Source organism: Streptomyces sp. NPDC050211 (genome assembly GCF_040656035.1).
In the GTDB taxonomy this organism is placed as follows: domain Bacteria; phylum Actinomycetota; class Actinomycetes; order Streptomycetales; family Streptomycetaceae; genus Streptomyces.
On the sequence record NZ_JBFALC010000104.1, the window covers coordinates 1 to 21,226 of the forward strand.

Annotated in this window: 15 protein-coding genes and 4 pseudogenes; 9 read left to right on the plus strand and 10 right to left on the minus strand. The window is 69.4% G+C overall.

Features of this window, described 5'->3' with window-relative positions; all coding sequences use genetic code 11:
* Positions 1-148 precede the first annotated feature (148 nt).
* Positions 149-754 carry a lytic polysaccharide monooxygenase gene (locus tag AB0I98_RS46695; RefSeq protein WP_362952180.1) on the minus strand — a complete coding sequence of 202 codons (606 nt, stop codon included), beginning with the start codon at positions 752-754 and terminating at the stop codon, positions 149-151.
* 458 nt (positions 755-1,212) lie between these two features.
* On the opposite strand from AB0I98_RS46695, the pseudogene AB0I98_RS46700 reads away from it, so the two are divergent.
* Positions 1,213-1,452: pseudogene (locus tag AB0I98_RS46700) on the plus strand (helix-turn-helix domain-containing protein); the annotation flags it as partial.
* On the opposite strand, the pseudogene AB0I98_RS46705 reads toward AB0I98_RS46700, so the two are convergent.
* A pseudogene (locus AB0I98_RS46705) lies at positions 1,452-2,229 on the minus strand (hypothetical protein); the annotation flags it as partial. The pseudogenes AB0I98_RS46700 and AB0I98_RS46705 overlap by 1 nt on opposite strands.
* Positions 2,230-2,269: 40 nt before the next feature.
* Positions 2,270-3,256, minus strand: coding sequence for a sigma-70 family RNA polymerase sigma factor (locus tag AB0I98_RS46710; protein WP_362952181.1), 987 nt, complete (start codon positions 3,254-3,256; stop codon positions 2,270-2,272).
* Between the two features lie 163 nt (positions 3,257-3,419).
* Between AB0I98_RS46710 and AB0I98_RS46715 the strand changes: the two genes are divergently transcribed.
* The 4 genes from AB0I98_RS46715 to AB0I98_RS46730 all read left to right on the plus strand — a co-directional run bounded on the left by AB0I98_RS46715 (position 3,420) and on the right by AB0I98_RS46730 (position 6,974).
* Complete coding sequence (locus AB0I98_RS46715; RefSeq protein ID WP_362952182.1) at positions 3,420-4,142, plus strand: SDR family NAD(P)-dependent oxidoreductase; 723 nt, start codon at positions 3,420-3,422, stop codon at positions 4,140-4,142.
* A 35-nt stretch (positions 4,143-4,177) separates the two neighbouring features.
* Positions 4,178-4,969 carry an SDR family oxidoreductase gene (locus AB0I98_RS46720; RefSeq protein ID WP_362952183.1) on the plus strand — a complete coding sequence of 264 codons (792 nt, stop codon included), beginning with the start codon at positions 4,178-4,180 and terminating at the stop codon, positions 4,967-4,969.
* Between the two features lie 30 nt (positions 4,970-4,999).
* Positions 5,000-5,761 carry an isocitrate lyase/phosphoenolpyruvate mutase family protein gene (locus tag AB0I98_RS46725; RefSeq protein ID WP_362952184.1) on the plus strand — a complete coding sequence of 254 codons (762 nt, stop codon included), beginning with the start codon at positions 5,000-5,002 and terminating at the stop codon, positions 5,759-5,761.
* 169 nt (positions 5,762-5,930) lie between these two features.
* On the plus strand, positions 5,931-6,974 hold the full coding sequence (locus tag AB0I98_RS46730) for a pentapeptide repeat-containing protein (protein WP_362952185.1): 1,044 nt from the start codon (positions 5,931-5,933) through the stop codon (positions 6,972-6,974).
* Positions 6,975-7,479: 505 nt separating this feature from the next.
* Here the strand turns inward: AB0I98_RS46730 and AB0I98_RS46735 are convergent.
* The 3 genes and pseudogenes from AB0I98_RS46735 to AB0I98_RS46745 all read right to left on the minus strand — a co-directional run bounded on the left by AB0I98_RS46735 (position 7,480) and on the right by AB0I98_RS46745 (position 10,292).
* Positions 7,480-7,820: pseudogene (locus AB0I98_RS46735) on the minus strand (Rid family hydrolase).
* 45 nt (positions 7,821-7,865) lie between these two features.
* A complete protein-coding gene (locus AB0I98_RS46740; protein WP_362952186.1) occupies positions 7,866-9,356 on the minus strand; it encodes a carboxylesterase family protein in 1,491 nt (496 codons plus the stop codon).
* A 21-nt stretch (positions 9,357-9,377) separates the two neighbouring features.
* Positions 9,378-10,292 carry an MBL fold metallo-hydrolase gene (locus AB0I98_RS46745; protein WP_362952187.1) on the minus strand — a complete coding sequence of 305 codons (915 nt, stop codon included), beginning with the start codon at positions 10,290-10,292 and terminating at the stop codon, positions 9,378-9,380.
* A 179-nt stretch (positions 10,293-10,471) separates the two neighbouring features.
* Between AB0I98_RS46745 and AB0I98_RS46750 the strand changes: the two genes are divergently transcribed.
* Complete coding sequence (locus AB0I98_RS46750) at positions 10,472-13,267, plus strand: AAA family ATPase (RefSeq protein ID WP_362952188.1); 2,796 nt, start codon at positions 10,472-10,474, stop codon at positions 13,265-13,267.
* A gap of 42 nt (positions 13,268-13,309) precedes the next feature.
* Here the strand turns inward: AB0I98_RS46750 and AB0I98_RS46755 are convergent, their stop codons facing one another.
* On the minus strand, positions 13,310-13,870 hold the full coding sequence (locus AB0I98_RS46755; RefSeq protein ID WP_362952189.1) for a hypothetical protein: 561 nt from the start codon (positions 13,868-13,870) through the stop codon (positions 13,310-13,312).
* Between the two features lie 274 nt (positions 13,871-14,144).
* Between AB0I98_RS46755 and AB0I98_RS46760 the strand changes: the two genes are divergently transcribed.
* Positions 14,145-15,335 carry a UvrD-helicase domain-containing protein gene (locus AB0I98_RS46760; RefSeq protein ID WP_362952190.1) on the plus strand — a complete coding sequence of 397 codons (1,191 nt, stop codon included), beginning with the start codon at positions 14,145-14,147 and terminating at the stop codon, positions 15,333-15,335.
* On the opposite strand, the gene AB0I98_RS46765 is transcribed toward AB0I98_RS46760, so the two are convergent.
* Together AB0I98_RS46765 and AB0I98_RS46770 are read right to left on the minus strand one after the other, a co-directional pair.
* Entirely contained in the window at positions 15,304-17,091 is a 1,788-nt protein-coding gene (locus tag AB0I98_RS46765; RefSeq protein WP_362952191.1) for a hypothetical protein, read from the minus strand. The genes AB0I98_RS46760 and AB0I98_RS46765 overlap by 32 nt on opposite strands.
* Positions 17,092-17,517: 426 nt before the next feature.
* Positions 17,518-18,636, minus strand: a complete 1,119-nt coding sequence (locus AB0I98_RS46770; RefSeq protein WP_362952192.1) for a hypothetical protein — start codon at positions 18,634-18,636, stop codon at positions 17,518-17,520.
* A 208-nt stretch (positions 18,637-18,844) separates the two neighbouring features.
* Here AB0I98_RS46770 and AB0I98_RS46775 point away from each other — a divergent pair, with 208 nt between their 5' ends.
* Positions 18,845-19,033: a hypothetical protein gene (locus AB0I98_RS46775; RefSeq protein ID WP_362952193.1), complete on the plus strand. Its 189-nt coding sequence runs from the start codon at positions 18,845-18,847 to the stop codon at positions 19,031-19,033.
* A gap of 372 nt (positions 19,034-19,405) precedes the next feature.
* Here the strand turns inward: AB0I98_RS46775 and AB0I98_RS46780 are convergent.
* Positions 19,406-19,587: pseudogene (locus tag AB0I98_RS46780) on the minus strand (DUF4158 domain-containing protein); the annotation flags it as partial.
* Positions 19,588-20,450: 863 nt separating this feature from the next.
* Here AB0I98_RS46780 and AB0I98_RS46785 point away from each other — a divergent pair.
* Positions 20,451-21,226: ROK family protein (locus AB0I98_RS46785; RefSeq protein ID WP_362952194.1), on the plus strand; the 776-nt coding region annotated here is incomplete at its 3' end.

Genomic DNA, 21,226 nt, shown 5'->3' on the forward strand with positions numbered 1-21,226 from the left:
GAGACTCGAAAGCACCCCCCAGCCCCGCAGGACAGCCCCCTGGGGGCCCGTGACCAATTGGGCCCCCCCCCCCAACGGAGCTCGGTCGGCCGGACGGCGGGTTACCGGCGCCCGGCAGGGGCCGGTGCCGTGTGCGGCACTCCCCGGCTCAGCCGAAGTTCACGTCGCTGCACCACATGTAGGCCTGGTCGAGGTGCGAGGCCTGCCAGATCACGAACAGGATGTGGTGTCCGGTGTAGCCGGAGGTCTGGACGGGGAACGTAATGTTCTGCGCCGGGGCGAAGCGGCCGGTCTGCGTGATGAAGTCGAGGTTGCTCCAGCCCAGGGTCTGGGTCGTGGGGTTGAAGCCCTGCTTGCTCACGTAGACCTTGAAGTAGTCGGCACCGTGGGACGCCTGGTCGTACAGGTGGACCGAGAAGTTGTTGCCGACGGTGGTGGTCTTCCACTGCCCGGGCTTGTTCAGGCTGTCGTTCCTCGAGAGGTTGTTGCTGCAGAGCGTCCCGTCGGGGGTCCGCGCCTCGAACTGGCCACCGAGGCCGTCGCGGAGCGCGCTCATCCAGTTCCACATAGTGTCGGGGTTGGCCTGGAAGGCCTGCCAACACATGGGGTCTTCGGTCTGCATGGCCGGGTTCGTGTGGTTGCTGCCCCACGTCTTCCAGCACTGGTACGCGCGGGAGGCGGGGTCGACGACGGTGCCGTGAGCCTGGGCGGGGGCCGACCAGGTGAGTGCGCCGACAACCACGGCGAACAGCATGACGAGCGCCTGGAGAGGCCGGCGGAGGGATGACCGCGAACGCCCGGCTAACGGACTCTGTTTGCGCATGTGGGGGGACTCCTTCCAGTTGCAAGGCTGTCATGGGAGCGCTCCCAACGGTAGGTATTCTGAGTGAGATGTCAATGAAACAAACGGAGTTGATTACAGGGGTGGGCGGCGAGCAGGGAATCTGCCGTGAGTCGGGAGTCAGAACCGTTCCCGGGACCGGAAAGCGAGGGTGCGCCCTGGACTGGCGTGCGGGGCGATGCGAGGGAGGGGCGTTCGTAGCACGGCAACGGGACCTGGTTCTGGCGTGAGGGCTGTTCAGTTTGAGGTTCCCCCGGCGTGCGGGAGGTGCTGATCAGCTGGTCAGGGCGGGGTGACGGGGTTTCAGGTTCGTTGGTTCGGCCGTTGCCGGGTCGGCGTAGTGCTTCTCTTCGAATCCGATCGGGCTGAGGGGCATCAGCTCCAAGGTCCTCACCGAGACTCTGCGCCGGCTGATGCTCAACGGACTGGTCGACCGACAGGCAGACCCCGACGCACCATCACGGGTCGAGTACCAACTCACCGCTCTGGGCCGGACCTTACTGGCGCCCATCGACGCCGTCGGCGCATGGGCCTTCAGGCACGGCGATGAGGTTATGGCGGCCCAGGAAGCAAAATGCACTCCCGACCCGCAGTCCCCTCCTACTCGCTAGACAGGTCGACGGCGTGAGCGCAGACTGCGCCAGCAGATGAGTGCCCATCCCAGGGTGAGAAAGGCTTCGTGGATGTCGTCGCGGATCTCCCAGCGGATCCGCAGGCCGCGGAACCAGTGCAGGTGGGCGAACGCCCGCTCCACAACCCAGCGTTGGGTGCCCAGACCGGAGCCGTGCTCAGTGCCCCGGCGGGCGATCAACAGTTTCACGCCGAGATCCCAGACCATGCGGCGGAACTTGCCATTGTCGTAGCCGCGGTGGCCCAGCACCACGTCCGGCCGACGCCGGGGCCGGCGTCGCTTGCCCCGTACCGGCGGCACCGCTTCGAGCAGCGGAATGAGCTGGGTGACATCGTTGCGGTTGCTGCCAGTCAGCGTGGCCGCAAGCGGGATGCCAGTGGCATCGCTGATCAGATGGTGTTTGCTACCGCTGCCCCGGTCAACAGGACTTCGGCCCGTCTTGGACCCCCCTTTAACGCCCGGATGTGGGAGCCGTCGACGGCCGCCCGGGAGAAGTCCAGAACGTTCGCGCTGCGGAGCTTGCCAAGGAGGACCTCGTGCAACCGGGGCCACACCCCCGCCTCGGTCCACTCGGCAGGCGGCGCCAGACGGCCACCAGCAGCACCCGTTCAGCCAGCGGGAGCCGCCACGGACGCCCCCCATCCGCAACCCTCACCGCCGCGTTCACGGACCGCCTTCAGCAGCCGCCCGAACCGCTCAACCCGCAGCCCGCTGAACCTTCCACCCACACCCGCTCAGCCCTCAACTCCCCGGCCATACCAGAGAAATGCCCTGCTCACGGCCTTCTGCGACACGCTTTAGTCGAGTGTCCGGGGCAGGCCGAAGTACGGCGCCACCGCCGTCTCGAACCGGGTGAGCTCGCAGATCCTGTCGCCGGAGAGCCCGATCACGATGATGCCGACGAGGTGGAGGCCATCGGTGATCTGGTCGCGCACATACTCGCCCCACGCGGGCTGGCCGTTCGCCCGGACGGGCACCATCCGATCGATGCGTCCCATCAGGGTGCGGATCACGCTGAAGAAGCGGTGCACGTCGTCGCTCCCACGGTATTCGAACGGAAGAGGCGGCATCCGTACCCAGATGTCGTCGGTCATGAGCGCGATGAGCGCGTCGACGTCGAGTTGGGTGAAGGCCGTGACGAAGCGGTCGAGCAGCGCACGTTCCTCCGGCCCGCCGGGTGAGGGGGATGGCGGGACGGGGGAGCGAGTCGCGTTCATCGTCGCGCGGGCGCGTTTGAGGGCGCTGGTGACCGCGTCCTCGGTGAGCCCGAGCAACTCGGCGGTCTCGCGGGCGCGGTACCCCAGTACGTCGCGCAGCAGGAGCACGGCGCGTTGGTTCGGGGGCAGGAGCTGGACCGCGGTGACGAAGGCGAGCGAGATCGCCTCGCGGGACTCGTATTGGGCCTCGGGTCCCGGCGTCTGATCGGAGAACTCCTCCAGCAGGGCATCGGGATACGGCTGCAGCCAGAGCACCTCACCCAGGCGGCTCGGCTCCGGCAGTGAAACCGGTGTCGGAGTGGTCACCGGCTGTCGGCCGGCCGAGCGCAGCAGGTTGAGGCACCGGTTCGTGGCGATGCGGTAGAGCCAGGTGCGCAGGGACGAGCGCCCCTCGAACCCCTCGACGCCGAGCCACGCTGCCAGGAGTGTCTCCTGCAGCGCGTCCTCGGCGTCCTGCAGCGAACCGAGCATGCGATAGCAGTGCACCCGCAGTTCACCGCGGTGCGGCTCGATCAGGGCGCTGAACGCGTCATGGTCGCCGGCACGCGCCCGCTGGAGCAGTTCCATCTGCCACCTCCGTCTGGATCCTCCGTCGTACTGACACCGGCGGGCAGCGGAACTGGTCGCTCTCGACGCGCCCAATTTAGGGCGGGCGCTGTGTCTGTCTCAGTGAACGCGTCCGCAGCGGCAGCCGCCGCGCTGGACGATCCGCACGCATCGGGAGAATGGCATGACAATCGCAGACAGGACCGTTCTGGTGACCGGCGCCAACCGCGGCATCGGGCAGGCGCTGGTCGAGGAAGCCTTGCGGCGAGGCGCGAAGCGGGTGTACGCCGCCGCGCGCCGGCCCGTGGCTCATCCGGACGAGCGGGTCACTCCCGTGACCCTGGATGTGACCAACACGGCGCAGGTGCGGGCAGCCGCCCAGAGCGTGGACTTTCTCGACATCCTCATCAACAACGCCGGCGTGGCTCTCCCCGACGACCTCAGCGATCCTTCCGCACTCGAACAGCACCTCGCCGTCAACCTCTTCGGCACCTACGGCGTCACCCAGGCCTTCCTGCCGTTGCTGACTCGTTCTCAGGGAGCCATCGTCAACGTGCTGTCGCTCGCGGCACTCGCCACGGTGCCGATCACTCCGGCGTACGCGATCTCCAAAGCGGCGGCGTTCTCCCTCTCACAGTCGCTGCGCGCCCTGTTGGCACGGCAGGGCGTGACCGTGCACGCCGCCCTGCCCGGCCCGGTGGACACCGACATGATCCGCGACTGGGACATCCCGAAGACATCTCCGCAGGCCGTCGCGCGAGCCATCGTCGACGGCGTCGAGAAGGGTGAGGAGGAAATCTTCCCCGACCTCATGTCGGCGGCGCTGGCGGAGAGTTGGCGCACCGGTGCGGTCAAGGCGCTCGAGCGCCAGAACACGGCACTGCTCGAGGCTGTGCCGACCACCTGATAACCGGGAGTACGACCTGATATCCGGGAGTAATAGTGCTGCTCGAAAAGAAGAACGCGATCGTCTACGGAGCCGGCGGTGCCGTCGGCAGCGCGGTCGCCCAGGCCTTCGCCGCGGAGGAAGCACGGGTCTTCCTCACCGGACGCACCAGCGCCGCGCTGGAGATGACCGCCGACGAGATCCGCGCCTCGGGTGGCGTCGCCGAGGTTGCCACCTTGGACGCGCTGGACGAGGGCGCCGTCGAAGCGCACGCCGATGCGGTGGCGCGGACCGCCGGCTCACTCGACATCTCGTTCAACGCCATCAGCCTGCCCCAGACGGGCATTCAGGGCACCAGAATCATCGATCTGTCGCCCGACGCCTTCGACCTGCCCATCGCCACGTACTCCAGGGCCAACTTCCTGACCGCCAGAGCTGCCGCACGGCGGATGACCGAGCAGGGGGCAGGCGTGATCGTGACGCTCACGGCGAGTCCGTCACGGACGGCCGTCCCACTCATGGGAGGCATGGCACCGGCATGGGCGGCGATCGAAGCTCTGTCCCGGGGGCTGGCCGCCGAACTCGGACCGCACGGCGTCCGAGTCGTCTGCCTGAACGCGGCCGGGATGCCGGAAACACCGCAGCTGTCCGAGGTGTACGGCCTGCACGCCGCTGCCTACGGCATCAGCCGCGACGCGTTCAGCGGCCGCATGGCCGACCTGACGCTGCGCAAACAGCTGCCCACAGTCGCCGAGATCGCCAACGTCGCCGCCTTCATCGCCTCGGACCGCTGCAGCGCGATGACCGGGGCCATCACCAACCTCACCGGCGGTCTGATCACCGATTGACGGTGCGTCCGCACGACTTGAAGGAAACACATGACCGCTGACTTGAAGGCGTATGCCGTTCGGCTCCGCGAACTGCATCACGCCGATGAGATGCTCGTTCTGCCGAACGCGTGGGACGCGGCCACCGCCAGGATCATGGCTGAGACCGGGTTCCCCGCGGTGGCGACCACGAGCGCCGCGATCGCGGAGACGCTCGGTTACCCCGACGGCGAGGGCGCGCCCTGGCAGGAGATGTTCGCCGTGGCCGGCCGGATCGCCCGGGTGGTGGAGATCCCGGTCACCATGGATGCCGAGGCGGGATACGGACTGCGGCCGCGGGAACTGGTGGAGCGGTTGCTGGAGATCGGCGTGGTCGGCTGCAACCTGGAGGACACCGATCACCTCGCGGGCGGACTCGTCGACGCCGGTGCGCATGCCGAGCGGCTGTCGGCCGTCCGAGCCGCCGCGGACGACGCCGGGGTCCCCATCGTCGTCAACGCGCGCGTCGACGCCTTCCTGACGGGAGCCGGGGTGGCCGAGGAGGAACGGGTCGCGGAATCGGTCCGCCGAGGCCGCCGCTACCTGGAGGCGGGGGCTGACTGCGTCTACCCGATCGGCGTCGGCGACGAGCGGGACCTCGCCACCCTGGTCGCCGAGTTGCCCGGGCCGGTCAACGCCAACACCAGGCCGGGCGTGCTGGACCTGGCCAAGCTCAGTGCGCTGGGCGTAGCGCGCGTCTCCTACGGCCCCCGGTTCTTCCGCCAAGCGCTGGCCGACCTGAAGGCTGCGGTGCGTCAGGAACTGCTGGCCTGACGACGAGGCCGACCGGCGCGTGGTCGTCCCTGCGACGCTCGCCGCGCACCATCCGTCGTGGTGCGCGGCGCCGTCCCGGATCACTTGGGCAGCTGTCTGAGGCGTAGGTCATCCGTCAGCGGTCGTGCGGATGCGGGGGAACCAATCCTGTCGGAGACATGACGCCGACATGATGTCCGTCATTAAGTTGGTGAAGCGGCTCGGGGGCGTTTTGCTCGTCAGTACTGTGGTTCTTGGCTATTCGCTGTTGTTATGGCGTGGCCCTTGGTGGTTGGACGGAAGCCATCTGCGCACGCGGGGCCTCGAGCCGGCAGACGGCGTGGTGATCACTGGCTTCCGCACCACGCTGGCTGCTCTGGGGGCCGGTGTCCTAGCAGCGGTCGGCCTGTACTACACGCATCGAACGCTGCAGCACACGCGGGACAAAGACCGAGTGCAAGCCGAGATCGAACGCGAAGGGCAGGTCACCGATCGCTACGTGGAAGCGATCAAACTGCTGGGGTCCGACAACCGTACCGAACGGCTCGGCGGGATCTATGCCCTGCAGCGCATCATGCACGACTCCGCGAAGGACCACACGACGATCGTGAGCGTCCTTGCCGCCTACATACGGAACTACCAGGCCGCGGCAGATGACCAGTTGACGGACTCTGCGAACGCAAGCGCGGATCCTCCGTCGGTGCTCCTGTCCGAGGACGTGAGGGCGGCGTTGTCGGTGATCGCCCGAAGGCCAAAACGAAACCTGTCCGATGAATGGGTCGATTTGCGCAATATGGATTTCCGGGGAGGTGATCTGCGTGAGGCAGATCTGCGAGCTGCGGATTTGAGGGAGGCTAGGTTCGAAGGGGCCAGCCTTCGCGGCGCCGTGTTGAGCATGGCGGACCTTCGCGGGGCAAATCTTCGTTTCGCCGACTTGAAGGGCGCGGATCTGCGTGGCGCGGATCTGAGGGGCGCCGACCTCCAGGTCTCAGACCTGGAGGCGGCTGATCTTCGAGAAGCCAAGCTCAGCGGTGCCGTGCTCCGTGGGGCAAGCTTCCTGTACACGGACCTCAGCGATGCGGACCTTCTGCGCGCGGACTTGAGGGAGGCAGACCTTGCCGTGACCAACGGGCAGTCTCAGCATGGATATCTGGAACCCACTCAAGTCACCAAAGCGCGAATCTACCGGTCCACAAGGCTGCCGGCAGCAGTGGCCGGGAAGGCCGAGGTCTAGAACCGTATCGCGATGTGCGAGGCGGGCAATCGGTGATCGCAGTGCGGTTCTTACTCGGAGATGCTTCGGCCGGTCGGCAGCGACCGAGGCCACCTCAGCGGTTGTCTTCTAGGTTCGTCAGAACGAGCAGGGCGCGCAGGAGGCGGGTGGCGTGGGCTGGGTCGGTGCGGAGCTTGGTGAGCGTCCGCCAGTTCTTGACGTGAGCGAAGCCGTGTTCGACCGGTGCGCGCCCGGTGGCGAGAACTCGGCTGACGTCTTCTGGCCGGGCGTGAGCTTGTGGGTTCGGCCGGCGGTAAAGCCAGTGACGATCACGGGGTGGAGCACGTCGTTGTCCAGGCCGCGTAAGCCGAGGTCCGCCAGCGCCCTGAGGCCGGCGGCGGGCAGTACGGGATGAGGCCCGGAGGGCGGTGCCGGTCGTCCGCCAGTGCGCACGGGGCGTCGGGCAGTTCCGCCGCCGGAACCCTCAGGCTGGTGCACGCCCTCGTCGGGCGACTGGCCATCCTGGTCAGTCGCCCAGCACTGCTGGGGCGTCGACCTCCACGAGCAGTCCCGGCGGAAGCTGCATGTAGACGGTGGTGCGGGCGGGGAAGGGCTCACCGACGGCCGCGGCGTACGCCTGGTTCATCTCGGCCAGGTGGGCGGGACCGGTGAGGTACACGCGGAGCATCACGACGTCCTCCAGGCCCGCGCCGCCCGCCTTGAGCACGGCGGTGACGTTGCGCAGGGTCTGTGTGGTCTGTTCGGCGACCGTGGTGCCGATGACCTCGCCCGTGTCCGGGTCGAGCGGAGCTGCCCGGAGGCCGTCAGGACGGGGGCGTTCTCGGTGGTGATGACGGTTCTGGTCATGGTGCTTCTTGAAGGAGGTGGGCAGGCAAAACGCATACGACGGGGTCAGCTCCAGGCCTGTCGTTCCTGACTGCGAGGGTCGTCGGCCTGGGTCCACTCGGTGTCGATGCGCATGGTGGCCCGGCGCTCGGTGTCATACGGGTCCCAGCCGGGGTTGCCGGCCCTGGCGAACCGGACCCAGGTCTCGTGCATGCGGGCAGCGAGATCCGCGGGGGGCTTGTCAGGGCCGAGCAGGGCGCCGGCGTCCTGCAACTGGGGGAGGTGCGCGAGATCGAAGACGAAGGGCAGCTCGACCGCGTGGGTGGCGCCGAGCTCTCCGTCCAGGGCCTGCGATCGCCAGGCGAACTCGTAGGCGTGCGTGGCGGACTCGGGGTGGGCGGCATGTGCGCCGGCCAGTGCCCAGCTGCCCGCGCCGAACAGCGCGTCGCCCATGATGGCGGAGCGCAGCTCGCCGAAGGACGCCTCGGGGCGTGTCTTCCGGTAGGTCTCGACGAGGTGCGCCGGGTCGGGGTGCGAGCGTGCCGCCGCGTCGTCGACGTCTGCGGCAGTCGAGGTGGCGTACTTGTCCACTGGGACCAGGTAGAGGTTTCCTTCCTCGGTATTTGTCCCGATGAGCAGGTCGACGTCGGAGCTGAGCCCGGCGGCGACGGATGCGGCGGGCTGCGTATCGAGGACCAGACTGAAGGGGCTGAGGCCGATCAGCGGATCGCCGTGGGTCTCGGTCTGCAGGTCGATGCCCGCGAGCCGCGAGGCGGCCTCGACCAGGCGGTCGTCGGAGATCTCCGCGAAGGCGTCGACATGGGGCTCGATACCCAGGGCCTCGGCCGCTGCCTTGGTGACGCGCGCGGCCTGTTCGGTGGTGAACGCCCCCAGGCCGCTGCCGCTTTGAACGATCGCCCGGCGGAAGAGGCCCGCGGCCTTGGGGGTAGCGAGGACGCCGCCGACGATGGTGGCCCCGGCCGACTGGCCGAAGAGGGTGACGTTGTGCGGGTCACCGCCGAAGGCGGCGATGTTCTCCCGCACCCAGCGCAGCGCGGCGACGACGTCGAGCAGGCCGCGGTTGGCGGGCGCGCCGGGGATGTCGAGGAACCCGGCGATGCCGAGCCGGTAGTTGAGGGTGACGAGGACGATGCCGTCGCGGGCGAAGGCGGAGCCGTCGTACAGCGCGGACCGCGTCGATCCGGCGACGAATCCGCCGCCGTGGACGAACACCATGACGGGCAGGTCGCCGTCGGCGGCGGGCGTCCAGACGTTGACGGTGCGGTAGTCCTCCCCGCGGCTCCAACCGGTGCCGAAGTAGGGGGACATGTCCACGCTGCCGAGCCTGCGCTCGGACTGGGGCGCGTTGGGGCCCGGCACGGTGGCGTCCCGTATGCCGTCCCACGGCTCGTGCGGCTGGGGCGGCGCGAACCGGCTGGCGCCGCGGGCAGGGGCGGCGTAGGGGATGTTGAGGAAAGCGGCGGTGCCGTCCTTCTGGCGCTGGCCGCGGACGGTCCCCTCCGCCGTGGTCACGATGGGTTCGGGGTGGTGGTTCACAGTGGTGCCTTTCCGCGGGCCTCAGCCCTGATCGGTGTACGGGGCGAAGGGAGCCCAGCCCTTGATGGCGAACTTGCTTCCGTCACGCACGACTTCGGCGGCGCCGTGGCCGCCCAGGTGTGCGGGGATCACGAGTGCGTTGTTGTCGGCCGCCCAGCCCAGCACCTTGCGGCGGGTGGCGCGGGCGACCGCGGGGTCCTCGCAGAAGCAGCTGTTGGTGTCCGGTTCGAGGATCTGCACGGGGTTGTGCAGCATGTCGCCGACGAACACCGCGCGGTCCGTCCCGGAGGTGAGGGTCAGTACGGAGGAGCCGGGGGTGTGTCCCGGGGCCGCGTCCAGGCGCAGGCCGGTGTCGATCTGGTGGCTGTTCTCCCACAGCAGCGTCCGGCCGGCCTGGTGCACCGGGGCCACGCTGTCCTCGAAGACGTTCTGGTTGCCGCGGCCGAGCAGCGGCTTGTGGCCGTTCTCGGGATTCCAGAAGTCGAAGTCGTCCTTGGGCATCAGATAGGTGGCGTTGGGGAAGGTGGGCACCCACTGTCGGCCGTCCAGGTATGTGTTCCAGCCGACGTGATCGATGTGGAGATGCGTGTTGATCACGATGTCCACGTCCTCGGGCTCGACGCCGGCCCGCGCGAGATTGGCCAGGAAGCCTGTTTCGAGGCGGTTCCAGACCGGCGCGTACGGGCGGTCCTTGTGGTTGCCCACACCGGTGTCGACGAGGATGGTTCTGTCCTCGCTGCGCAGCAGCCAGGTCTGGATCGCGGAATTCACGATATTGGTCTCGGAATCGAGGAAATGCGGGGTCAGCCATGAGTCGCCGTCGTCCCACAGTTCCTTCGGGCTTTCCGGGAAGAAGGTGTCGGGCGTCATTTCGACGGAGCCGAAATATTCCCATACCCGGGTGATGGTGACGTTGCCCAGCTTGATTTGTTCCATGAGGCGTCCTTGGGAATTCGGGGCTTTCCCGGAACCGTACAAGCGGCCTCGGCGCACCCGGTATCCGTAACGTGACTGCACCTGTGCGCACCGCCCGGGTACCGGCGGTCGGCGGCTTGTAGCCTGGCTGCTCGGGGCGGGCGACTCCCGTTCGAAGAGCCACAATTCCTGGAGACTCCGTGGACGAGCACACAGGTGACCGCGGTGCGAGGCAGGAGGCGGATCCGGGGGAGCCGATCGTCGGCCGGGACGTGGAACTGGCACGCCTCTTTCGTGCGGTGGACTCGGCATCGGCCGACCCCGTTGTGATGCTGGTCGGTGACATAGGCACGGGGAAGAGCGCGCTGCTGGACGGTGCGGTGCGTCGGGCTGAAACCGGCGGTGCTCGCGTACTGCGGGCCGAGGGCAGCGAGTCGGAGGCGAGCCTGGCGTTCTCCGCCCTGCATCAGTTGCTGCGGCCGGTGCCGGCCGCGCTGGACGGGCTCCCGGAGAGGCAGCGCGCTGCGATACAGGACGCCTTCGGTGCGGCGCCGGCCACGCCCGGGCATTCGAGCGCACCTGATCTCATGCTGATCGGGGTCGCCGTCCTGAGTCTGCTGTCAGCCCTGGGCGACCAGCGTCCCGTGCTCGTCGTGCTGGACGATGCGCAGTGGTTCGACCGTGCTTCCCTGGACGTGCTGTCCTTCGTCGCCCGACGGTTGGACGGGGAACCGGTCACGATGCTGATCGCAGTCCGTGGCGGCGATCACCTCCCGGGATTCGACTATCACTTGCCGACGCTGACGCTGGGACCGCTCGACAGCGCTGCGGCCCATCGGCTCCTCGACCTGCAGCCGAAGAGCCCCGCCGGCCGCGCCAGGACGCACATCCTCGACCAGGCCGGCGGCAACCCGTTGGCACTGGTGGAACTGACGAGGGCAGCCACCGCACACGACGCGGCTACGGGGATGCCGTCCGCAGGTCCGCTCCCGCTCACCGATCACCTGGAACGGATCTTCGCCGCCCGCCTGAACGGCCTCCCCGCCGCCACGACACAGGCCCTGCTGCTTTTGGCCGCCATGGACAGCGTCGACACCGCTATCGCCGTCTCGGCCGGGCTTCCGAAAGCCGAGGACGAGGCCTGGCTGCCCGCCGAGCAGGCCGTACTGGTCCGGCGGACCGGCCGAGACGTCCGGTTCCGCCACCCGCTGGTCCGCTCCGCCGTGTATCACGCCGCGTCCTGGGGCGCCCGGCGCGAGGCTCACCTCGCGCTCGCGGAGATGCTGCGGGACGAACCGGACCGGCGTGCCTGGCATCTGGCCGCCGCCTGCCCGGGCCCGGACGCGGCCGTGTCGGCGGAGCTGGAGCGGACCGCCTCCCGGGCCCGTCGGCGCGGCGGCCATGCGGCGGCGGCCCAGGCCCTGCAGCGTGCCGCGGAACTCGCACCGCGGCGTGAGGACAGCGCCCGGCTGCTGGTCGAAGCCGCTTCAGCGGCCGTCTTCACCGGTGACCTCGCCTGGGTCGAGGAACTGGCCGCCGCGGCACGCACGCGCACGGATGACGCGTCGCTGCTGGCTTCCGCCGCGGTACAGGCAGGACGGCTGGCGATCCTGACCGTGCGCCACACCACGGTTTTCTCCCGACTGACCGACGCCGCCGAGGAGTTGGCGGTCTCCCAGCCCGCCGCCGCGCTGGACCTCCTGGCCGGTGCCGCCGTGGTCCGCTTCTACTCCGGAGAGGACACCCAGCGCCACCGCATCCAGAACATCCTGGGGCGCCTTCCCGAGGACGCCGCACCCGCAGGCTTGCGCACCTGGGTGAGTACCGTGACGGACCCCTTCGACGGCCGGACCCAACTCATCTCACTGCTCCCGCAGTTGGCCGCCGAGGCGGAAGCCAGGCCGGAGCAGCTCACCACCGTCGGGATCATGGCATGGCTCCTGGACGAGACCCCGCGGGCCGTCCGCGCCTTCGACGAGGCCTTCGACCGCTGGGAGCTGCGGGGACCGCTGCCGGAGGGGCTGGGCGGCGCGGTCGCGTGGGCCTATGTGGAACGAGGACGGTGGGACCAGGCCCGTGAGGCCTGCGCCCGCACCACCGCGGTCGGCCGGGCCGCAGGCCTCGACCACGCCGTGGCCTGCGCGGCCGCTGTGGATGCAACCGTGCTGGCCTACCAGGGTGACGCGACGACAGCCCGCGCCCGGGCCGATGAGGCGCTCGCCCTGGTCGATCCGCTGGAGAGCCGCTCAGTCTCGGTCTATGCCCGTCGTGCGCTAGGCGCCGCAGCAACGGCGGAAGGCGCGTACGAGACGGCCTACGACCAACTCCGCATGGTCTTCACGGCAGACGGCACGCCCGCGCATTACCACGCCTCCTACCCGGCCGTCGCGGATCTGGCCGCCGCCGCCGTGCGCTGCGGCCGCCGCGAGGAGGCCGCTGCGATCGTCGAGCGTTCCGCACGCACACTGGGGGCGGGCGCCTCACCGCGCCTGCGCGCGCTGATCAGCCGCGCGCGTGGCCTGCTGGCAGACCCCGAGGATGCCGAGCCGCACTTCCGGGCGGGCCTGGCCGACCCGGTCCTTGAGCACTGGCCCTTCGAACGTGCCCAGACCCTGCTCGACCTCGCCGAGTGGCTGCGGCGCCGTCGCCGCATCGCAGAAGCGCGTGGGCCACTCACCACAGCCCTGGAGACCTTCCGGCGCCTCGGCGCTCACCCGTGGATCGAGCGCGCCCGGGCCGAATCGCGGGCCGCCGGCCTCGACGTCACAGACTCCACCCCCGACGCGCTCGCCGAACTCTCCCCGCAACAGCAGCAGATCATCAGACTCGCCGCCCGGGGGCTGACCAACCGCGAGATCGGCGAGAAACTCTTCCTCTCCCCGCGCACGGTCAGCTCGCATCTCTACCGCAGCTTCCCCAAGCTGGGCATCACCGCCCGCTCCCAGCTGCGCGACCTCATCGAGGGCACCCTCGCGACAGGTGGCCGCCAGGGATGAGGCGATGTCTTGATTGGTGAACTGGAGGATGTGGGTTGGCCCCTACGGGTCCTGGTCGGGCGCCGTGATCCCAAGGTCGACACGCATGACGTGGCGCATTCTCCACAAGGGATCCCACAGCTTGTCCATGCTCTCCCGGGCGGCTTCCAGGTCCTCTCCCCGCTGCGCAGTACCGCCATCGAGTCGCGTCAGCAGGCCATAGAGATCGCCAAGACGACCGTTCGCCGTGCCGGCCGCCTCCGCCACCGTGTCGGGCAGCACCATCTGGGCCTCGGCGTGACGCAAGCGGTGCTCACGGCGCGCCCGGTCCAGATCTGACCGCAGCTTCTCGGTCACCTCGCCTCTTTCCAGGGCGTGGAGAACCTTCGTCATCACGTTGGCCAAGTCGCGAGTGCCGGCGCTGAGAGTGGCGTAGCACGTGCGCTGCGCCTCAAGCTGAGCCAGACGCGTGGCGTACTCGCGTTCATCTTGTTGGAGTTGTCTTGTGTGTTCCAGCTCGCGGGCTCTGGCGTGGTCTGCACCGCGCTGTGTGATCACGGCGGCTGCGAGCGTGCCGCCGATGCCCAGAACCGCGATCACGATCTGGCTGATTGAGCTGTTCAAGCTGCCCCCCCCGGCACTGATCGACTCGCCGGGACCGTACCCGCTGCTGGACGTTCCTCCTCAGCGGACGGTGCGGCGGTAGCAGATGAGGGCGCCGGCAGGGACCGCTGCTGCGAATGCCGGCCCGCTCCGCCCCACGCGAGCGGGGTGTGTTCATCGCCCACAACCGGGCCGTCGTGGACGACGCCGCCCCCAAGTTCCCCTCGAACGTGCGGTGCCTGACCGGGCACGGCCTGGCCATGCGGCAGATCGGTGCCGCTCCGCCGACACCCGGATGCTGGCCCAACACGTGCCCAAGCTGCGCGGCCTGTCCGATGCGTACCACCCCGACCTGGCGCGACTCGTCCTGCCCTATGCACAACGTGCCGGGAGTGACCTGCAGAACCCGCACGGAGGCGCGGTCCGCTTCGAGCCGGACCACTACCTGGAGATCTGGGCCCTGACCGAACCGGTGATCCGGGCCGACTTCCTGCTCCTGGAGGAAGGCCAGGACACCAACCACGTGCTGGAGAAGGTCTTCACCGCCCAGCGCGACCACGCCCAGCTGATCATGGTGGGCGACTCGGCACAGGCGATCTACGGCTGGCGCGGCGCCTACGATGTCATGACCGACTTCGACGGCGTCCAGCTGACCCTCACGCAGTCCTTCCGGTTCGGCCGGGCCGTCGCCGACGAGGCCAACCGCCGGCTGACCATCCTCGCCGCGCCGCTGCGCCCGAAGGGTGCTCCCGCCCCGCACAGCACCGTCGGGCCCGTCGACCACCCCAACGCCGTTCTGTGCCGCTCCAACTCCGGCGCCATTTGCGAAGTCCTACGCCTGCTGCGGAACAACAAGCGCGTTGCCATGGCCGGCGGCGAGGCCCTGGTGAAGCTCACGGTCGCCGCCGGCCAGCTCAAGGCGAGCCGCCGCACCAGCCACCCCGAACTCTGCCTTTCCACCTCGTGGGAGGAGCTACACGAGTACGCCACATCCGACCCCGCTGGCGGCGACCTGCTGCCGCTCGTCGACATCGTCGACGAGTACGGCCCTGACCTTGTCGTCGCCGTCGTGCGAAACCTGCATCCCGAGCACGCAGCCGACGTTGTCGTATCCACCGGCCACAAGGCCAAAGGCCGCGAATGGCCCACCGCCACGATCGGCACCGACTTCGAGCCCCGGCCCGGCAGCAAGAACAACTCCGGTGACAGCAACGGCCAGCCGGACCTCGACCCAGCCGAAGCACGTCTCGCCTACGTCACCGTCACCCGGGCTCGCGAACGCCTCGATCTCGGCGGCCTGTCCTGGATCAATCACCGCTTCAGCGCTCCTGGCACCACGGACGGGCCTGTGATCCCCCCGGACGCGAGCCCGTCACCGTGGGACCGTCTCGGCCCGCTGTCGGCGGACCGGCGATCGGACCGCGAAGGCCGGCGACCGGGGGTCGTGTCCCCGTTCAGGAGGAGGCGTCGGCGGTCAGGGCCATGATGTTCCCTCGGTGCTCGACGAAGAGGTAGTTCCCTTCTGCGGCCACGGGATCCGGTCCCGGGTCGCTCATCTCGAACAGCGGCGTGTCCGCCGGCCGGAGCGTCCGGGGATCGAGCCAGGACAGCCGCCAGGAGGTCTCCTGGCCGTTGCGGTCCTCCTCGAACGTCTCGAGCCGGTAGGCGGCGGCGTCGTCGGCACTGCCGTGCCATCCGAGGAGATGGAGGTTGCCGTCCCTCGTCTCGGGGGTGTCGTCGGTCCAGGTCTGCAGCACTTCGCCGCTGTCGGCGTCCAGCATGGCGTACTCGTCCTTGCGGCTGATGGGGCGGGCAAGCAGGCGGCCCCCGAACGTACCCCGCAGTGGCAGTTCGACCAGCGACAAGGTATCCGGGTACGGATCCGTCCTGCGCCAGCGCACCTGCCCGGCCGCGGTGTCGACGGAGACGATGTCCCCACCGCCCAAGAGGTCCCGCTGCACGACCGCCGTGCCGTCGGACCCCAGCAGGGCCGCGTGGACGGGGCAGTGGGTGCCGCCCGCGAACAGCGGGATGGTGTCGGCCGGGGCGACCCGCGCGCCGGAGCGGTCAAGCGCGGTCAGCGCGGTCTCGTCGCAGCTTCCGGACGTCAGCAGCGCGGCCTCGTCCCCCGCGTCGGCGGTCAGCCAGGTGTAGCCGGCGTCCCTGGCGGGCACGCGGCGCAGCTCGCGCACGTGGCCGGTCGTGAAGTCCAGCGCCGCGGCGGCCTGGACACCCTTCTCCGGCTCCCCTTCCATCAGCAGGTAGCCCGGCGCGCGCACCAGCGGCCACTCGAACCCCATCGGGTGGCCCCCGATGACGCGCCAGCCGTGCGCGGTCAGGGGCAGCTCGTAGGTCGCGGTGATGTCTCCGGTGGCGAGGTCGAGCCGGACGGCGACGTCGCCGGTGAGCAGGGCGATGGCGTTCCGTTCGCCATCGACGACGAAGCCGCAGCCGGCGTCCGGTGATCCGATGAAGGTGGACCAGTGCTCCTCGCCGGTGTCCAGGTCCACGGCGCTCAGCCGCGTTCCGGACGGGAGATGCTCATTCGGCTCATCCGACGGTTCGATGGCGCACAGCACCGCGAGGCCGACGTCGGGGAGCGGCACGGCCCACTGCGCCCGCGCGGTCCAGGCCAGGCCGAACCCGGTCGGCGCGGAGGCGTCGAATTGCGGCCCGTCGCGCTCGGCCGGCTCCAGGTCGGCGGGGGCACCGGCCGGTCCTTCGGCACGGTCGAAGGCGGTCTCGGTGGTCCGTTCGCGCACGTGGTCCGTGGCAGCCCCGCCCACGGCCAGGGACACGCCGCCCAGGACAGTGGCGCTCACGGCCCCGACGACGGCGTACGCCCCGGACCGCCACCCCCTCGCCGGCGCGGGCCCGTTGGCTCGCAACGCGAAGGCGACGGCAAGCAGCGAGGCCGTCACGACCAACACCCCGGCCGCGAAGTCACCGGCCTCCGGCAGCCCGATGCCGAGCAGTTGGTCGTCCAACGTCTCGGGCACGGGCGCGAACCAGGCCGCGAGCAGTACGACGGCCCCGGTGCCGGAGAGCACGACGGCGGCGAGCAGGTGTGCCCACCGCCGCCGGACCAGCGGCAACGCGAAACCGACGAGCGCCAGGGCGAGGAACGTCTTGGGCAGGTTGCCGAGCACCAGCAGCATGCCCACCCCCACCGCGAGCGCGACGAACGCGCCGATGCTCCGCCACAAGAGCCGGTCACCTGCTCGGCAGCCGTTACCCGTCATGCTGCCGAGTCTGCGGTCGAAGCCCGGGACCCCTCCCGGAAGCAAACGGGGCGGCGGAGTTGTCCGAACCCGGTCACTCACCTCTGCCTGTTCCAGCACCGCCAGTACGCCCCAGGAGGGCGTCACAGGCGGTCGACGGTACGAGCGGGTCGTCTCCGGACACTGGCGGCTTCTCTGCACTTCACTCGCATGGGTGGGGCGGGCTATGGCGCAGGGGGATGTTCCTTTCCTGAGGGGGCTGGCCCCGGAGGAAGTCGCTGGCAGCCGCCAGGGGTTGCACCGCGCCGGTTTGGCTCTGAATGAGTGCGGTGGGAGCGGGCAAGCGCCGGAGTAAGTCGTCTGGACAGGCTGCCGATCGACGGCAGCGTTGGAGGCGCCCGCGGTCTGACCGTCGCGCAGGAGGACAGCAGCTCCGCGGGACGCGCCCTAGCAGCGCGTGATGATGATGTCCGGTTCGGGGTGGCCTGATGCAGGTGCTTTCTGCGGAAAGCGCAGGACCCAGGTCTTGCCGTGATCGCCTCGGCGACCGGACACGGCCCGGGCGTGGTGCTCGTCGCGAAGAGAGGGCAGAGGGCCCAAGATGATCGTTTGCAGGCCGCCGCCCTCCACATTGAGACCGCTGTCGAGTTCGATGTCTTGGCCTCGAAGCTGCACGCTGGTCACGGTAACGGCTCCCCGACGGCCGGCGCCGGCGAAGACCCTGGAGGCACGGTCGATATTGTCCGCGGTCAGCAGCTCGTGCCCGATGCCCGCCCCATGCAGCCGTGCGGAGAAGGTCACGGCGTTCGGCGTGGCCGCCGCCCCGATCAGTACGGGGAAGCCGCGGGCCTCTTCGACAAGCTCCTCGGCGAAGTCACATGCCTGATCCACCGTGTCGAAATCCGCGTCGTAATCTTCGACGATCCGCGGGTGGTTCGGCCGGATCCGGACCACATTCTTGCCGAGTTCCGCGAACTGGATCCGGCTTGGCTCGTCGCCGAGCGCGCCGGTTGATCCGGTCCACCACGAGTCGCCGATCAGCTCCATGGCAGTCAGGGCGTCGATCGTCCGGCCCCGCCGACGCTCCTCGCCAGTCTCCTCGATCAGCAGCGTTCGCTGATTCGCCCGGTCGATGAGCGTGAGGTCGACCTCCGGGAATACCCACCCATCGGGCTGGCGGTAGCCGTGTAGGCCACCGTTGCGGGTGTTCAGCTTGGCAATGTCGAAGGCGAGCTTCGAGCCGATCACGACCGTGGAGGTCGCGAAAATGCGTGCCATGGCCTGTGGGTACATCGCTTCGCGGAGGTGGCCAACCTCCATCTCGTAGCGCCCGAGCAGGACTTCGGCGTGGCGAGCGGAGACGTCGGCTTGCTCCTCGTCGGGGTAGGCCACGTAGACCCGTTCGCAGTCGACTATCGCCGACACGCCTGCCGCGATGATGTCGACGAGCAGAGTGTCGATGCCGACGGCCAGCCGCTCGACGACAGCATGGTCGCGGGCCATCGCCATGACCGCGATCTTCTGGCCGTCGGTGAGTCCCTCGCCGAGTTCGTGTCCGGTGATCATCGGTCCCACCGTCCGGCAACGACCCGCAGGGTCCGAGGTCGTCTCCACTTCCACATCACTGACAACCTACCGGCGCCCGACGGGACCGGAACCTCACCTCGCTGAGGTGGGGCCAATCGACTCGTTCATGGCAGGCCCCAAAGATCGCAAATAGGGGGCCACAGGACTCGTTCCTCTGGGGCCAGACGACTCGCTCAGAGCCACCGAGTTGCTGGCCGACCGGCCGCTCGACATCGCCGCGCGCGGCAACGCCAGTCCCGCATGGGAGGAAGACGAGGGCGTCGATCTCAAGGGACTCGCCCAATCCGGCATGACTTGGCGGCTGGAGTCACTGATCCACTTCGACCCGCCGGAAGTCGCGTTGGCGGTCGTTGACGCCGGACCGCCTCGCCTGTGAGCGGATCGGAATGGGTGCTGGTGGCGGTGGAGCGGGTGATGCTGATGCCCTTGGGGAGTTGGCAGAGTGGATCCGCTGGAGGGTGACCGACGTAGAGTCCGGCGCCAGTTCCGTACGGGACTGAGCGCGCGTTGTATTGGACACTGCTGAAGCGGAGTAGCCCTGGCCGCTTCCGGTTCCGGCGCAGTGCAGTCTTGCGGTGCTCCCAGACCAGCCCCTCCAGCGAGTCCGTTGTTCCCACCACGCGCCGAGGAGTAATGACCGCAGCGGTGACAGTCACTTCGGCACCCGGTCGGCCCAGCACAGCCAGCCGATCGGCAGGTAGGGGAATTCCTTCGTGAACGGCGGGCGGCCGATCAGCTCGCCCGTGGTGTAGCGGACCGTGCAGATCTGCACCGCCATCCCCAGCCGGTGCGCGTCCGTACGCCGCAGCGCGATCAGATCCCGGTCGTCGTCATCGGGGAAGAAGAACCGCTCCAGCTCCGGGTGCGTGGGCACCTCGGCGAACGTCCCGACGCCTCGGCCTGCTCATCAGTCAGAAACTCCACCGGCACGAGGCGGACCGTAGCCAGCGCCCCCGCAGGACGAACCGGGGCATTGGCGGTCGCCTTCGCGGCAGCAGCAGTCACACGCTTCTGCGTGGTGCCCGCGACGTCCTACGGAATCCTGAAGCGCCTGAAGGCGGCATTCAACAGACGCCTTCGAGACGCGCAGCAGGCCACGTCGGATCTACTGGCAGACGACGGAGGTGGCATCCGCACACTCGAACGTCTCGACCGGCTGCATACCTCCGCTCTGCTGCTTCAGGAATTCCTGTACGAGGCTCCCGTCGGGCTGCTCCGCGACACGACGGCTGAGCTGGAGCGGACGGCACGTGCGGACGCTGCCGCGCAGCGCCTCGGAGTGCTCGCGATCCGTGCGTCGAAGGATGCGACGGCGCCACAGCCTTCAGGCCCGTGGCGGCATACGACGCGGCAGGCGTTCCAGGTGACCGTCGCGGCCGCGCTCGCGGTACTCGGCGGGCATCTGATCTCCCCGCACCCGCGGGCCGTCGCCACGGCATGGGTCGTTTTCATCAATGCCGAGCACACCGGGGACATCCTGCTGCAGAGCGGCCGGCGGCTGATCGGCACCGTCGCCGGGGTGCCGTTCGGATACGGCCTGGCCGTACTGGCCGCCGGGCACAGACCCGTGGCCCTGACCTTTCTCCTCGCCTGCATCTTCCGGGTCGCCCCCGTACCGCGGTCACTGCTGGCCACGGCCGAGGTGCTTCTCGTGCAGGGTGGTGTTCGCCTCGAAGCCGTCGGCGGCAATGATCACCGAGTCGGTCAGGAGGCTGCCTTGGGCGCCGTACGGAGCGGTCCGTCCGTGGTCTGGGATGATGGCCGCGGACGTGGCTGCGGGGAGGTGGGGCCGGATGGCGGTTGCGGCCGACTCCGCCTACAGCCTGTGCCGGCTGCTCGGCATTGTGCGCTCCGGCACGGCCGTCACCCGGCCGGAGCTGATCGCGCGGTCCGGTCTTGGGCGGAAGCTGGTGACGCAGCGGCTGGGCGAGTTGCTGGCGTGTGGCCTGCTGGCCGAGGACGGGCTGGCGCCGTCGACCGGGGGGCGGGCCCCGCGGCGGCTGCGGTTCGGGGCCGATGCCGGCAGGGTGCTTGTGGCGGAACTCGGCGGGGACAGCGTGGCCGTGGGGCTTGCCGACCTGTCCGGGCGGTTGCTCGCCCAGCGCGATGAGCGTGCCGACGTGATGGCCGGCCCGGAGGGGCTGTTGCGGCGCGTCGAGGAGCTTTTCGATGCCCTGCTGGCGGACCGGGATCCTGGTTCCCCGCCGGTGTGGGGCGTCGGCATCGGCGTGCTCGGCCCGGTCGACGCGCGCAGCGGCTCCCCGCTGCCGCTGCCGCCGATGCCCGCCTGGGCGGACTACCCGATCCGCAAGCGGTTCGAGGGACGGTACGACGTGCCGGTCTGGGTGGACAACGAGGTCAACCTGATGGCCCTCGGCGAGCACCGCGGCGGCCTCGGCCAGGGCGTCGACGACCTCGTCTTCGTCAAGGTCGGGACCGGCATCGGCGCCGGGGTCATCACCGGCGGGCGGCTGTGCCGGGGAGCGCGCGGCAGCGCCGGCGAGGTCGGGCACCTGCATGTCACGGACGACGACTCGATCGTCTGCTGGTGCGGCCGCGCGGGCTGCCT

Excerpts from the sequence above, each read along its gene's own strand:
- AB0I98_RS46765 (WP_362952191.1), bottom strand. The coding sequence starts at position 17,091 with ATGACGGGTAACGGCTGCCGAGCAGGTGACCGGCTCTTGTGGCGGAGC.
- AB0I98_RS46745 (WP_362952187.1), bottom strand. The coding sequence starts at position 10,292 with ATGGAACAAATCAAGCTGGGCAACGTCACCATCACCCGGGTATGGGAA.
- AB0I98_RS46730 (WP_362952185.1), top strand. The coding sequence starts at position 5,931 with ATGATGTCCGTCATTAAGTTGGTGAAGCGGCTCGGGGGCGTTTTGCTC.
- AB0I98_RS46695 (WP_362952180.1), bottom strand. The coding sequence starts at position 754 with ATGCTGTTCGCCGTGGTTGTCGGCGCACTCACCTGGTCGGCCCCCGCC.
- AB0I98_RS46760 (WP_362952190.1), top strand. The coding sequence starts at position 14,145 with ATGCTGGCCCAACACGTGCCCAAGCTGCGCGGCCTGTCCGATGCGTAC.
- AB0I98_RS46715 (WP_362952182.1), top strand. The coding sequence starts at position 3,420 with ATGACAATCGCAGACAGGACCGTTCTGGTGACCGGCGCCAACCGCGGC.
- AB0I98_RS46725 (WP_362952184.1), top strand. The coding sequence starts at position 5,000 with ATGACCGCTGACTTGAAGGCGTATGCCGTTCGGCTCCGCGAACTGCAT.
- AB0I98_RS46710 (WP_362952181.1), bottom strand. The coding sequence starts at position 3,256 with ATGGAACTGCTCCAGCGGGCGCGTGCCGGCGACCATGACGCGTTCAGC.
- AB0I98_RS46770 (WP_362952192.1), bottom strand. The coding sequence starts at position 18,636 with ATGATCACCGGACACGAACTCGGCGAGGGACTCACCGACGGCCAGAAG.